This is a genomic window from Shewanella sp. 2_MG-2023 (assembly GCF_030548905.1).
Lineage (GTDB): Bacteria > Pseudomonadota > Gammaproteobacteria > Enterobacterales > Shewanellaceae > Shewanella > Shewanella electrodiphila.
This window is the reverse complement of sequence record NZ_JAUOSO010000015.1, coordinates 135,279-149,373: the sequence shown is the minus strand read 5'-3', so window position 1 is coordinate 149,373 and position 14,095 is coordinate 135,279. Positions and strand designations below refer to the sequence as shown.

The following is a 14,095-nucleotide window of genomic DNA, read 5'->3' as shown; positions in this document are numbered from 1 at the left end:
CTATAAAGGTATCACTCGGGCTTGTTCAACACTTGGGATAAGGACGCGGCTACGCGCGGCCTATCCTTATCTGTTATGAATTATATTTTCGATACAAGCACTTTGGTTTTTCATGTTTTTGATATTGTCATTACCAACAAGAGCCTTAATTGACATATACCTATAGTTGGAAAGTGTTTCTCGAAAAGACATTTCGTTAAACGCAGAGTCTACACTGCGGTCTTTTTCAATTTTAATTAACATGTTATCCATAGATAAAAGGCCCTTCGATATATCGGAGCAGCTTATTTCTTTTCCAGACAAATCTCTTGATACAATATTTGCTGCGAAATATATATCGTTTGTAAATCTAGGTGTAGAGATTGACAGCTCATAACCACCTCTTATTCTAGTGGCAATACCGTCACGTAATAATTCGGCGATAGCTGAAGAGAAGCGCTCGTCATCAGTCTTCTCAATAATCCCTCCTTTCTTATTAGCCACTTTTATGAGGTCAGCTTTATAGGCCTGTATAGACTGTGCGTCGAACTGATAACTAATTGAGAAAAACACAGCAACCAAAGCCAGAAGATTAATCCAGTTAGGTAGGTTATCTGCTTTAAATGCCGTTTTAAAATACTGTTTCATAGTTCACCCTGCGAATGCGTTCATAACAGCTTATTATATAGCTGCTTGATAATCTTCCGGCTAAAATTCAACTTAGCAGGAACAATACCAAGCCAACCGCTACTAGCCTTCAAGAAAAAATGTTTTACAAGTTCTGAAAACTACTATACTGGAGATAAAATCAGCCATGAGAATGTACAAGTATTACCTACCAGCAAGTGGCCAATTTAAGTAATCCGCTACAAGGGACCATATACCACGATAATTGATTGGTTAATTTAAAATCTATAAGTGTTTGATCTCGCATGATAAGACATGCCCTTTACTTCATCACCTCTATTTCCATTCAATATCGTCGTAAAAATATCTTTAACAACTTCATTTGTTTTTTTATAAAAGAGCCCATGTGTCTTGCCTACATCTTTACCACCTGTAAAATCAAAATAAATAGCATTTTTAGAGTTTAGGTTCTTTGCAGATCTGCCAAGCCTTGCTTTTTGAAAGTTGACATCAGACCACTTCAAAACCCAATCATTTTCGTTAATTGTTACATAAACTTTTTTCCCTGTTTCAATCAAATCAACCCAAGTGGCATGACTTACGTTATCAACGTCAGCTTGACAAAGTACAACATTGTCAAAAATTGAGGTTTCATTCTCATACGCAGAGTCAACAATATAATTCTGAAATAAGTAATTACCTAGACTGTAAGTCATTATTGAAAACTTAACGTTACAACTTTCTAATGCCTCTCTATTGAAAGGTTCTTTCAAATAACTACCAAGCTTTTCTAATGTTGAATCGAGAGCTCCCACAGATGCTCTTGCTGTACGCTTAGCATGACGATACTCTTTTGTCTTAAACCCGCCAGGATTAGAAGGCCATGAAAAGGCTATAACTTCTACTCCATGTTCCTCCTCTAACGCTCTACTTTTCTCTAAATTCTTTTTAAAGGATTGATTAAAACCATGGACAAAAAAAACACAATTCTTATTCTCTGATGTTAATTTGTCTCGTAATTTCAAGAATTGTTTTTGTGAGGGGATGTTATTTTCAGTTATAACTGACGGCTCTTTTATTAATATCACTTGCCACTTCCCATCGACCTTTTCTGCATTTGCAAGTCTTACCTCATTTGGCCCTTTAGAATTGACCCTGTCACCAAAAGCATTATGATCGCCAATACCATCTATAAAGTTTGATTTATTAATATTTCTATTTGTAATAATTAACATAAGATTATTCCTTTACTTTGTAATAACTATATAGTTTTAGAATTAGTGTTTCAGGTTGGTTTAGTATAATTGCAGCAAACCTGAACCTCTTAAAAAGTGGAACTCTTTACAGGAATATAACCAATGATGTCTCCTGAGAGTACATAGTAGTTTTTTCTATTTGAGTAATGATGAGACTGAGACTCTGCAAGATGTTAAATGTAATCAGTTTATCTATATCTGTAATAGATTTTTATTTTAAAAGATGACTCGAACTTCTATCAAACAAAATATTATTATTATAAGGGCAATAATTTAACGTTAATTTTCTTCGTCCAACATCTAAAAACGTTAAGTTTAATTCACCGGTGTTGTTTGATTGTAGATTTTCCCATGCTTTTGATACGTCCCCTTGTTTAACGTCTGCTAATTGCACATTGTAATAATATGGTACTGCATTAATAAGTATGGCTTCTTCAGTTGGAAAAAGGTGCCCTAACACGGCTGAATTACTAGATGGTTCCGCTCTTAGCACTACTCTACTTTTTACTCGTTCTGAAAGCACTATCACGTCTTTTGAGTGACCTTGATAATTAATAAATAGGAGTATAAATAGTAAGCATTTCATTCATCTTTCCGTGATGGCGCTGCTTAGTTTTTATACAAACCTACAGCTGGTTTTTACAAATTACAAGGTGTTAATCGTATAACTGTTGACTACTAAAAATTAAAATAGTAAGTATAAGAACTTAAGTAACAATAATTTAGGAATAAAAGGGCTCATATTGCTACCTTGTTGAATCAATCGTTCTACTTATAATAAGTAAGTGTTGTGAAGGTTCATTTATGATGCATTGCATCAGAGTAAAGCAGGCTAAATAATATTAGCAGGTCGATGGCAGCGTATTGAACGGCAGACAACCCCTTCCATGGTTAAAATTCATTTGTCGTGATTAAAGCGGGTTCGTGTTCAGGATAGGCTGAATATTGTTCATCCAAATTATGAAGTAACTCTCAGATTTCCAATTTCACTACCATAATAGTTAACCTCAGTTTAGACTCTCTAAATATTCATAAAAGCTCATTACCTTTCACCTAGAATTAACAAACAAATTCAACAAAATAGTAAGCATAATAGTTTGGATTTAAAGTAAAAATCCTGCTACCTCTGTAAATAGAACAGTTATACCAACATCACGATCTTTAGACTTAACAATCTTAGGGATTATGCATATAAATTATCTTATTCAATCCGTTCAAGCATACTAAAAGTATAGTTTTTAGAATATTAAATATTATTTCAAGGCGGCTTGTCTTTCATTTGTAATTTCAACTATTAGTTTTATTGCGTGATCGTTTAGCAGCAATAATAATTTATGAATACACAATCTAAAATTACAAGATTACATAGATTTCAAGGTCCTGTTTTACTTTACATTTTTAGTGTTAAATTTCGTAGTTATTCATCATCGATGTGATGCTATAAATCAATTCTAAATAAGCTATTTTAAATTAGTTATTTATGAAGTGTAGAATCTCTACTTTGGCAATTGAAATAGTTAATTAAAAATAAAATTCACAGGTTACAAACGAAGTATGTAATACGAAAATATGAACAAGGATGCTCATGCGTACTTTAGTGTTAGTAATTTTGATTTATTTTTCTACCTTTAATCATTTAGTTGAGGCTAATCACGATATTCCTGTTCAGATATATGTGGCCAAATACCAAAAATATACCCTCTATATAGATTGCAACAGAAAGGCTTCTTTTGCATTTAATTACGTTATTGATTCTGATACTGGTAATGAAACACGCTATGGAAGTTTCTATGACGACATAAATATGCCCTCCCACTGTAAACAGCTATCACGAAGCTCCTATCGCCTCATCAATAAAAATACAGAGTTATCTTATGATAGAGGGCATTTAGCCGCGGCAAATCACTTTGATTCAAGCAAGGCATTACTTAAAGAAGTTAACTTTATGTCCAATGTCCTCCCTCAGACCGTAGCTTTAAATCGCGGAGCGTGGAAAAGAACTGAAGAGCTCATTGAATGTTATAGAGACTTATTTCCCGTGACTACGTTGGGTGGGGTCATATGGGGTAATGATAGTTCCAATGACTACTTTGTTAACAGCCATGGCGTTGAAACTCCAGATTATTTTTGGCGATTATTATCTGGAGTTAATTCTAATGGAAAAGAATTTTACTCTGCATGTATTTTACCTAATGACGGTAGTGCTAGGAGTTCGAACCTTGTTCACTATGAAGTCAGTCATGAAAAGCTAATGGAACTAGTCAAAATACGAAAATCCAAAGAGTTATTAAGGGATATAACGGTGACTTTAGGTGAACCTTTTAAATATTCAAAGAGGTGCAAGTTTTATGAATCATAAATTTATTTTTCTGACTGCAGCAGTTGTTCCACTTATAGGTATCTATTTTGATTTCGGTCATGGCTTAACGTGGGTTGAGTACAAAGAGCCTGAAGACTATTTAGTGCTAATAATGAGGTTGTTATTTCTAACATTAATTGCAGAACGAATAATCGAATTCTACAACCTTTTGTTTCGATCCAAGAAAAGAAAGGTGTTATTAGCTGAAATCAGTAAGGCTAAAAAAGCAGGTACCGATAACGTTCATATACTAGAAGCTGAGCTCCTAGAGTTTAGGGATGTCACGAGAAGGCAGTCTGCAATGGTCGGGTTTATCATTGGAGCTTTAATGGCAATTATTGGCATTAGGGTATTTACAGGTATGTTTGATTTTGGAGATGCCTCATCGGTTCAGATAATCATGTTTGATTTATTTGAAGTGTTTGTAATGGGTTGCATTATTGCTGGTGGTTCGAAAGGCATTAACAAAATTGTAAGTGCCATTGAAGCATTCGCTCAAGCTGGAAAAGACAATGTAATTAAAGCTTCAAGTTCCAGCTAGAAAAACTTTTTGCATAATTTTAGCTAAACCAAAGAATTCGCTATCGTTTTTTTAACTTTTATAAAAGGAATTATTATGAATTTATTCAGAAACATACAAGCATTAAACAAACAAAGCTCAGCAAGTGTTTTTAATAATTTAAAAGATATTGTTGGTGATGATTCACCTGCTGTTAGTTTAATAGCCTATAGCTTATCTGATTGGGAAGGCTTGTCAGAAAACTTATCATCTAAAGGTTTAACCATAGATAATGCAAATGACTTAATTTCATTGTTAAGTCAAAAGTATCCCGATTATCAAGAACCGACAAGTAAGTTAATGAATCCAATATCGGAACTCAAGGAGCCTTTAGAGTGGCCACTTATTGACATCAGCGCATCACAATCAATACCAATTCATTCAGCTAGCTTTACTTACAATGGTCAAGTTAGTTCAAACCTCTGTATTGAAGCAATAGACAAACCTCCGCATGAAGAATGGCCAAGCATATTAGGAAGTGAATCACTGATGAGCTATTCAATTGAAGGTAAATTCTCAGCAGGTACAGCTTTAAACTTATCAATGACCAGTGGTGCGCTAGCATTAAATGTCAGTGGAAGTGTGCAAAGTACAGGAGCCGGAAATCTAAATATTTATTTCAAACATGATGCTACGAAATCAGTTATAGAGTCAGCAATAAATGATTTTGCGCATATTGATGCATTAACAGATATTGCTGTTATTCAGGGCAGTAATTTTGCAGGGTTAATAGTGGATATAAAAGGCGGCCTAAAACTTCAATCTGATATGACGTTAGGGAGTGTTTTCGAAACTCAATACAGTCTTAATAAAACAATTACCAATAAACCTGTAGCCCTTAAAATTGGTGTCGGAGCAAGTGTTGGATGGCAGCTTGATGGCGAAATGCAACTTTCTTGCTATGTTGCTACTAACTCGACAGATTTAATTATTCAAGTGGCAAGAAAAAGAAGCACAACGACAACAAATTCACTAAGTATCGGGGCAAAGATTGTTGCTCCTGGAGTTAAAGAGCAAGCATCAAAGTATGTAAAAGAGTTAAAAAGTTACCATGATGAAATTATGGAAGTTATCAACACATACGCTGAACCTAAACAATGGCTCCTTAATAACATCAATGAACGATTAGAAAATCAACCAGATTGGCAACAAACGGTACTCGGTGTTGGATTAGGACAAGTTAACAATCAAGAGTTACAAGAAGAGGTATCTGAGCTAATAGCAGATGAGCTTTCAAAGCCATTCAGTTCTTTTTCAAGTTGGTCTGAAGACCTAAATAAACAAAATGTTATTAGCGAAAACTTAGCAAGCCGTATTGGTAGGAACAAAGCTAATGAAACTGAAGCGTACTTGTTTAAATTATTGAACGAGACAGCTAATGATTATTATCAGGCATTGTCTTCAAAAGTAAAAGGTTGGCTTACAAACTCCATTGATAGAAATCTGTTAAAACCGCTTTCTGAATTTGGGCTACAAGTTGATGAAACTTTGGATAATACTGAGGAAAGTATAGAGAAAGTCATGGCTCCTCTTCTAGAGCTTTTAAATCACTATAATAAAAACGTTTTAGTAATGACCGATTTTATTGAAAACACAATGATTGAAGAGCTAGGAGTCGACTTTAAGCGTTCAGAGAAAAAACTAAATACTAATCAGTCTTTGTTGAAAGTTAGATTTAACATGGACTCTCATGACAAAGAAACCCTTAATACTCTAATCGGTGAATGTTTAACTGGTGACTTTCGTAATGTCTTATTAGGAAATGATGCAAATGATTTATACCAGTTAGAAGAGTCAGTATTTACACAAATGCAGGACAACACAAAGACAATATCCCTTACTATCAACTTTTTTGGTATAAAAACATCAAAACGCACAATGTTTAATTCTAAAGCTATAATTCAATATGACGGTTCAGGTCAGCTTTCCGTTTATGAAACACAGTCTATTCTTAAAGCCCTTAATGAGGCTGGTAACGAAAAAAATTATGTAAAATTGTTTAATCACGTTAATTTATTAAACGGTAGCAAAAGTAAGTTTAGTATAACTATTGGTTATAATGATGGTGACCTAACAAGTTCTGAACTGAATGGTTTTTTACAAATATTTGAACGTACTAGGTTGATTGAAAAAGGCACAACTCAAAAAATTTCCAATGAATTATCAGCTAAGCGCCTTATCGATTCATCTGAAGAGCATAACTTACGATTAACAAACGTGTTGAGTTTATCCAGACATCAAGTTGAAAGTGCTTGTAATGTTCCCGAAGATAAAATATTTAAAATTGCTCTAAAGCAGCAGCTTTTAGCTTGGAAACAGTATGCGTTGTTACATCCTCATAGTGCTTATGCCGAACAGCTCTGGTTATTAGAGTGTTTTAATAAAACTCAACCTTTATATCAAAATGTTATTGAATTAGCTGATATGTCACGTTTTCAAAGAAGCAAAAAATTGGAGAGAGTCTTAAATGGACTCTACGATAGAGCGCCAAGTAGAGAAATAAAGAAACGTGTAAATAGTGCTATAAAAATGGTAAATAAAACTTGTGATAATGCATCTTCAATGATCGGCTATCTTAAAAGTCTGAAAACATTAATAAATCAAGATGTTCCAAGTGAAATAAATGAAACCCTATCAGAGTCAACCATCAATTTACTAACAAATAGCTCAGAACACTTAAATGAACTAATTCAAGATTGGGTTAAAACTTTCTCTACGATTTATCAACTCGATATTGATAGAGCTCATCCATGTTCTGTTGCATTACTAGGTGTGTTTAGGGAGCTATCAGAAACTGAGCCTGAGACGATAATCCCGCTAATTTATCAGAATTCAGATGGCCTGGTTAAACCTATTGTGATTTTATAAAGTGGTACCCTATATTTAATGGTAAATTTGAATAGAGCTAGGTTAAACAAACTTTATTCAACGCCTTTCAAGTACCCCATGGGCATAATATAACTTATGCCCTACTTTTCTTTTATTTGGACTTAACACTCTGTCAGCTAATGAGCCAAATGCTATAGGGGTATTTGGCCTAAACTAAATGACCTTCTTTGTTGAAGTTATAAATAGTCATCATGATAACGTTTTAGTTAATCAAAAAACACGCAATATACTTTCTATACAGAAATTTGAACACCTTAAGGACAGCTAATGATTTCTATACTAAGTTTATTCCTTGGCTTTGCTTTAATCGGGTTAGCATTCACTGTATTTGGAATTTTGTTGAGTTTACTGATGGGTTTGTTTGGATTTTCTACTAAGCGACTGAACTTTAATGACTCTTTTGATGCTGCTTTTGAATCCATGTGGCCAGCTATTATCACTTCCTTGATACTTGTTATACCAGGCTGCGTTACATTTCTTCGCCCTACTTCAGATATCCCTGACTTCTTAATCTACGAAAATAGGTTCGGGCAAAATGATGATATTAAAAGTGGATTTATCCTCTTTATGTATATTTTTACAATTGTTTTTTTAATTCTTTACATAATGAAAATCAAAGAGAAACTGAAATAAACATTCAAACAACCGCATACTATCAACAGCTTATGAACAAACCAACTTACTTCTACACTTAGTTTTTTTACGTTTTAAGCGACTAATGGTTATCAAATTAGTAGTAAATTAATACTAATTTGATTCTGACATCTCAAAATTGTTGTCTTTGACAAGGTATTAAACTCTCCTATTCTTTATGCATAATTAAATGACTTAAATGCAATGGATATGCGTCTAAAAATACTGTTAGTCAGCTTAACGTTAATCATTTCTAACTTGGCCTTTGCTGAATCGCTTTCATATAAAATTGATATTTTTGAAGAAGATTATGATGCTGAAGTTCCAGTCAGCGGTTCAATAATGGCTGCTTACCTTGCCACTGGAGCACTAAATTACGTTGCAACAGAATCCTTGTATATTTATGTCGTTCCTGAAAAAAAAGAAGTAAACATATCTGTTGTTAGCATAGACGGACATTATTCAGCTGATATTGAATTAACTCATACCTCAAACACCGCTGGATGGATAAATATAGATATCCCTTCTGAACATAAAAAAGCATTAAAAAAATATGCACATAATGAACTTGTAGCTTATGTATTTGCTGACAGCAAAGATGCATTTGGTTTGTATGTGCAAGAAGTATTTCCATCTTCTTGGGGGAAACCTACAAATGGCCAAAGGGTATTTTTCATTAACACTTCAGGAATTTCTCCTGAGTTCTATTATAAAGATAAGTCTGGAGATACGATCACTGTATCGTGTAAAGAAATTCAAAATAAACTAACACGAGCATTTAATCATTCCTGCATATATGAAGTCGTAATAGCTGAAAAACCAACACTCATATTTGTAAATCCAACTCCAGAAGCTGAAGGCTCTTCAAGTAAGAAGTTTTTGGTATGGAGTGGCCATAAGTGAAGAACTTTGAAGAAAAGATTTATCTTTTCATATCAGTTAAAAAATTAACGATTCCAATTTCAATAATGTTCGTTGTATTAGTCATTTCATGCCTTATCGTTCTCTATCTTTGCGCTTTAGCGACGTTTAAAAAATTAGATGACAGCGCAATCTATAATGTCGACACCATGTCTGAAGCTTTTGAATACAGTGTAATATCTAAAACTGCTCCAGATATTCTGTTAAACCGCTTTGTTCCAATCAAGCATTCCTGCTCTTCAATGGAAAACAATCAAGAGTATTTAAACGGAAATCTTTCTTTAAACAGTGGAGTTAAGGTGCTTATTGAACGTAAAAGCACGGAAATGATTAAACTCACCGCAGTGTTTGATAGTCAAACAGATAACGGCGACAAAAAACGGCGTTTAGGAACTCTCATAAACGATTTTGAACGTTGTAAATTATACAGTTCCGTTGTTTTTAATATTAAGTTATCGCCTCAAAACCCTATTTTTTCACTTAATGTCATTGGTGATATTCAAATTGGGAGAGTTATCGGTGATGCTCCTGATGGGTATTACCCATTAGTACAAAGCGGTCAGATTATTATCCAAGATAAGGCAACATTTACACATTCCTTAATCACATTATCCCCTCACTTAATAAGACCTGGGGACACAGTTAAAATGACTGAAACTAAAGGGATTATTCGTGCATCACATGAACATAGCGGTTTAACCGGTATTTTTCAGCAAACAGGTCATCAAATTCTGTTATCTAGACTTTACTCAAAAACACCTAACCCAGTAAAACCTTCTTTCTTTGATAGAGTGATGAGTGATGGTGAACTCGCATTTGCACTATCTACTGCGATTATTTTTATTCAGTTTATAGGCTTTTGTATAACAATATTATTCCGTCTGGCTTTATTTTCATCTACGAGCGGAGAAACTAATGAACTTCCTTAACAAAAAGAAAAACATGATGTGGAAAAATTTTAGATACATTGTGTTTATATTTCTTTGTGGATTTTATAACGCATCAGCTTCGGACGTGTATATTGAAACTCATACAGGTGAAGGCCAAGGGATATTAAGAACTATAGGCGGAGAATGCTTTGTTTATACCCCTGCGCATGTTGTTAAAAAGTCGAGTGATTTTTTAGTCAGTACGCGATTAGAAAAACGAATTAACTCTCAACTGATTACAACTTACCCTCAGGACTTAGCATTACTAAAATTGCCATCTCAAAACACTAAAACATGTTTGGAAAGTAGCTGGATAGACGAAGGAAATCGAGTTAACACTATCTTAGAGGTAATAGATAAAGGAGAGCTAAACTTTAGACAAAGTAATGGACGAGTAATTTCTTATGACATAGATATCATTCAAAAAGAACTTCATAGTACCTTCAAAATTAAAATTAACCACCCGACTAAAACAATTACTAAAGGTATGAGTGGCTCAATAATTAATGTTGGTAATTATCCTATAGGTATGTTGCTTTCCGTTAATGAAGGTGTTGGAACAGTTTTAAGAATGGATACTATGGCAGACTTATCTAGCTCCGTTATAAGGACCTACGCTACTGATAAAGAATTAATTGAGTTAGGAGTATACGAGAAAAGATCATCTATATCTGTTAACAAATCTCAAACAGATACAAGCGTTAAAAAAATGAAGCCTATTTCATCAATTTCTTCGAAACAAGTTATTAAAGGCAATGCATTTAAAGGAAGTTCTGAATCTTTCAAAATTTTAGCACTCGGTAATACAGCTTATAGACTTACAAGTCTTAAACAAAGCGATGATGTATTGGTTAGATTGGAATTTCAAAACCCTGCAGGGAAAAAGTTAGCGTCATCTGGAAGGATTAGAACTGACAAGCCAACCCAGTGGGAATTTGGCACAGTTGAAGATGGTGAACATCATCTTGTGGTGAGTGGTTCTAGAGGTTCCGGCAATTTCGAAATACAACTCGAAGTGATAGCAACCCCTGAACAGTTAATATCTGAAAGTAATGTGCTTGGGCATGGAGATACAGTTCATGGGATGATTTCTTCAGGTACATTTGCTGTATATGAAATTTTGTCTCGAGGTAATACTGCTTATAGACTGACAAGTCTCAAACAAAGCGATGATGTATTGGTTAGCTTAGAATTTCAAAATCCTGCAGGAAAAAAGTTAGCGTCATCTGGAAGGATTAGAACTGACAAACCAACCCAGTGGGAATTTGGCACAGTTGAAGATGGTGAACATCATCTTGTGGTGAGTGGCTCTAGAGGTTCCGGCAATTTCGAAATGCAACTCGAAGTAATAGCAACCCCTGAACAGTTAATATCTGAAAGTAATGTGCTTGGGCATGGAGATACAGTTCAAGGGATGATTTCATCAGGTACATTTGCTGTATATAAAATTTTGTCTCGAGGTAATACAGCTTATAGACTTACAAGTCTTAAACAAAGCGATGATGTATTGGTTAGATTGGAATTTCAAAACCCTGCGGGGAAAAAGTTAGCGTCATCTGGAAGGATTAGAACTGACAAGCCAACCCAGTGGGAATTTAGCACTGTTAAAGATGGTGAACATCATCTTGTGGTCAGTGGCTCTAGAGGTTCTGGAAATTATGAACTATTACTGGAGAAAATAAATTAATTTTAAAAATATTAGTTTTTATGTCCCGAGCAAAGTCAATTAACATTAAGCTGTGTGATTTTTAGGCGACGCTACGTGATTTTCAAGCCGATGTTGTTAGTGTATATACTTGAAATACAAATAGGAGCACTTGAAAAACAGATTTAAACCTTGAATTAACGCTATAAAACAACACCTTACGTTTGGTTTTACTGGCTGTGTACATTGTATGTATTATTAGTCCAAACGCGCTTAATTTACCTTATCAAGGTTTTATTTATTAGTACGTAATTAAATTTGAAATATGAAGGCGTAATGAGAATCTCAACATAGGTGCCAAAAGCTAAATAAATCTCACTTTAGATGGCCTGTTGAATTTAAGCTGGTTTCACAACTAATTGAAAATATGAAGAAGTATTAGGATGAGATTCACAATTTAAGAGTCCGTAGCCATTTTGACCTTTCCATTCAGATCGAGATTCTACTGCCACCATGAGGTTTTTGCTTTACCTAGATTTTCAAAGTCCCTACGCAAATAAAAATTTATCCTGATCGGTTTACTCAATTCTAGCTCTTTATGGGGCAAAATAATTTAGGCATAGGCTTTATTGACTTACTTATACTAAAGCTCCACATTTTTTCCTTAATACTGACGAAACTATACACTTTGCAAAAGTATAATTAATGCATCAAATTCATTTGGGTATACATTGATTATGTTTAAGGGAAAAAAGCAAAAAACAATTGTTACAAGTTTAATTGTCGGCATATCGTTAACCTTAACAGCTTGTGAATGGGCTGAGGATCTGCTTGATGAAGTTAGCGATTCTACGAGTTCAACTGGCTATTACCAGTTTGTAAATTTAGTTCCCCAGTCTCCTATCATCGAATTTCTGGTCGATGATCAATCTATCGCTGAATTAGCATTCGGAGATGCTAGCACTATTGAGTCTGTAGCGAAGGACAGCTACGACTTAGGATTTAATCAAATTTTACCTAACTCCTCAAACGACGAATTCACTAGCAATGATGGTGTTAGTGTGTCCAACGATATAATTAGTACATATATAATTTATGGTGATACTGATGTGCCATCTTCGCTTACATTAACGACTGATATTTCAGAATTATTCGATGAAGATTTTGATGAAAACTATGATGCAATAATTCAGTTTATTCATTTATCAAACTCAGCATTTGATATCGATGTTTATTGGTTAAACGAAGGAGAAGATTTATTAAACAAAGTCGCCGATCACACTTTATCATATGAAAATTCGAGTGATGAAGTCGAAATACAATCAGGTATTTATAAATTGGTTTTAACTGAATCTGGTACAGATAATATTATTGCATCGAGTGACAGTATTACAGTATCAACTGGTGATGCTCAAATATTTGCGTTGACTAACTACCTAACTGCAGGTTCAGACGATCCTGTATATAGCATTATAAACATTGAAACAGACAGTGCTCGAGAACTCACAAATGAAGCGCAAGCAGCAAAGATACGTTTCTCACATGGTATCTCTGCTCCTGATTACTCAGACATATTTCTCGACATTTATTTAACCGATCCAGATATCGATAACGAAGCCAACTTGATAGCTAATACATTAGAATTTGGTGCTTTGTCTAATCTAGTTGATATTGAAATTGAAAATGTAGATACGAGCGATACGCGCAGCTTTTACATAATGGATAGTATTAAAGAAGAAAAAATTGATACATTCAGCGTTGATTTACAGCCTAGTAGTCGCATGCTTATCTTAACATCGGGTGATACATCATCATCCATTACAGTAAATGATTACGAAGAAGAGCTTCGAATTATAGACACTCACGCGAAAGTTTTAATAAGCCACAGTATTGATGATATAAAAAGTGATGCTATTGATGTTTTGATTATAAATGATGGCAGTAACCCAGATACTTATTCTGCACAAATTGAACTCAGTTATATGGGCAATGCTGATTATGAATTAGAAAGTGGTGACTACGATGTTTATATTTATAACGCCTCAACTGGTGAATTAATTATTGAAACATCACTACGTGGTATTGAAAAAGGAGAAGTTGTGAATTTAATTGCAACTGACTACACCTACGGTGGTACACCTTATCAGCTACACACCTATTACAACGAATAAAAGCAATATAGCTCAGAAATCAGAGTGGGGCCATGCGCCCTACTTTGACCTCACATTCTATAAATCAATGACCTAAAGTTAAGTAATGAGTATCTTTCTGTGCACCCTAATATATTCGTTGTCTGCA

Annotated in this window: 11 protein-coding genes; 8 read left to right on the top strand and 3 right to left on the bottom strand. The window is 34.3% G+C overall.

Annotation, left to right across the window (positions count from 1 at the left end; all coding sequences use genetic code 11):
- Positions 1 to 66: 66 nt before the first annotated feature.
- From Q4600_RS15645 to Q4600_RS15635, 3 genes are all read right to left on the bottom strand, one after another.
- A complete protein-coding gene (locus tag Q4600_RS15645; RefSeq protein ID WP_303518191.1) occupies positions 67 to 627 on the bottom strand; it encodes a hypothetical protein in 561 nt (186 codons plus the stop codon).
- Positions 628 to 884: 257 nt separating this feature from the next.
- Complete coding sequence (locus Q4600_RS15640) at positions 885 to 1,841, bottom strand: alpha/beta hydrolase (protein WP_303518194.1); 957 nt, start codon at positions 1,839 to 1,841, stop codon at positions 885 to 887.
- A gap of 232 nt (positions 1,842 to 2,073) precedes the next feature.
- Positions 2,074 to 2,448 carry a hypothetical protein gene (locus Q4600_RS15635; RefSeq protein WP_303518197.1) on the bottom strand — a complete coding sequence of 125 codons (375 nt, stop codon included), beginning with the start codon at positions 2,446 to 2,448 and terminating at the stop codon, positions 2,074 to 2,076.
- 999 nt (positions 2,449 to 3,447) lie between these two features.
- Between Q4600_RS15635 and Q4600_RS15630 the strand changes: the two genes are divergently transcribed.
- The 8 genes from Q4600_RS15630 to Q4600_RS15595 all read left to right on the top strand — a co-directional run bounded on the left by Q4600_RS15630 (position 3,448) and on the right by Q4600_RS15595 (position 13,968).
- Positions 3,448 to 4,221, top strand: a complete 774-nt coding sequence (locus tag Q4600_RS15630) for a DNA/RNA non-specific endonuclease (protein WP_303518200.1) — start codon at positions 3,448 to 3,450, stop codon at positions 4,219 to 4,221.
- Entirely contained in the window at positions 4,211 to 4,762 is a 552-nt protein-coding gene (locus Q4600_RS15625) for a hypothetical protein (protein ID WP_303518202.1), read from the top strand. The genes Q4600_RS15630 and Q4600_RS15625 overlap by 11 nt, the downstream gene beginning before the upstream one ends.
- A 75-nt stretch (positions 4,763 to 4,837) precedes the next feature.
- Positions 4,838 to 7,648: a hypothetical protein gene (locus tag Q4600_RS15620; protein WP_303518204.1), complete on the top strand. Its 2,811-nt coding sequence runs from the start codon at positions 4,838 to 4,840 to the stop codon at positions 7,646 to 7,648.
- A 288-nt stretch (positions 7,649 to 7,936) separates the two neighbouring features.
- Positions 7,937 to 8,302 (top strand): hypothetical protein, encoded by a 366-nt coding sequence (locus tag Q4600_RS15615; RefSeq protein ID WP_248955135.1) that lies wholly within the window; start codon positions 7,937 to 7,939, stop codon positions 8,300 to 8,302.
- A gap of 204 nt (positions 8,303 to 8,506) precedes the next feature.
- Positions 8,507 to 9,205, top strand: coding sequence for a hypothetical protein (locus tag Q4600_RS15610; protein WP_303518208.1), 699 nt, complete (start codon positions 8,507 to 8,509; stop codon positions 9,203 to 9,205).
- Positions 9,202 to 10,152, top strand: coding sequence for a hypothetical protein (locus Q4600_RS15605; RefSeq protein WP_303518210.1), 951 nt, complete (start codon positions 9,202 to 9,204; stop codon positions 10,150 to 10,152). Before Q4600_RS15610 ends, Q4600_RS15605 begins: the two co-directional genes overlap by 4 nt.
- A complete protein-coding gene (locus Q4600_RS15600; RefSeq protein ID WP_303518213.1) occupies positions 10,139 to 11,839 on the top strand; it encodes a hypothetical protein in 1,701 nt (566 codons plus the stop codon). Before Q4600_RS15605 ends, Q4600_RS15600 begins: the two co-directional genes overlap by 14 nt.
- Positions 11,840 to 12,534: 695 nt before the next feature.
- Positions 12,535 to 13,968 carry a hypothetical protein gene (locus Q4600_RS15595; RefSeq protein WP_303518216.1) on the top strand — a complete coding sequence of 478 codons (1,434 nt, stop codon included), beginning with the start codon at positions 12,535 to 12,537 and terminating at the stop codon, positions 13,966 to 13,968.
- The last annotated feature ends 127 nt before the right edge of the window (positions 13,969 to 14,095 follow it).

Bases quoted from the DNA above. Each gene is read 5' to 3' on its own strand.
- Q4600_RS15645 (WP_303518191.1), bottom strand. From the start codon at position 627: ATGAAACAGTATTTTAAAACGGCATTTAAAGCAGATAACCTACCTAAC.
- Q4600_RS15640 (WP_303518194.1), bottom strand. From the start codon at position 1,841: ATGTTAATTATTACAAATAGAAATATTAATAAATCAAACTTTATAGAT.
- Q4600_RS15635 (WP_303518197.1), bottom strand. From the start codon at position 2,448: ATGAAATGCTTACTATTTATACTCCTATTTATTAATTATCAAGGTCAC.
- Q4600_RS15630 (WP_303518200.1), top strand. From the start codon at position 3,448: ATGCGTACTTTAGTGTTAGTAATTTTGATTTATTTTTCTACCTTTAAT.
- Q4600_RS15625 (WP_303518202.1), top strand. From the start codon at position 4,211: ATGAATCATAAATTTATTTTTCTGACTGCAGCAGTTGTTCCACTTATA.
- Q4600_RS15620 (WP_303518204.1), top strand. From the start codon at position 4,838: ATGAATTTATTCAGAAACATACAAGCATTAAACAAACAAAGCTCAGCA.
- Q4600_RS15615 (WP_248955135.1), top strand. From the start codon at position 7,937: ATGATTTCTATACTAAGTTTATTCCTTGGCTTTGCTTTAATCGGGTTA.
- Q4600_RS15610 (WP_303518208.1), top strand. From the start codon at position 8,507: ATGGATATGCGTCTAAAAATACTGTTAGTCAGCTTAACGTTAATCATT.
- Q4600_RS15600 (WP_303518213.1), top strand. From the start codon at position 10,139: ATGAACTTCCTTAACAAAAAGAAAAACATGATGTGGAAAAATTTTAGA.
- Q4600_RS15595 (WP_303518216.1), top strand. From the start codon at position 12,535: ATGTTTAAGGGAAAAAAGCAAAAAACAATTGTTACAAGTTTAATTGTC.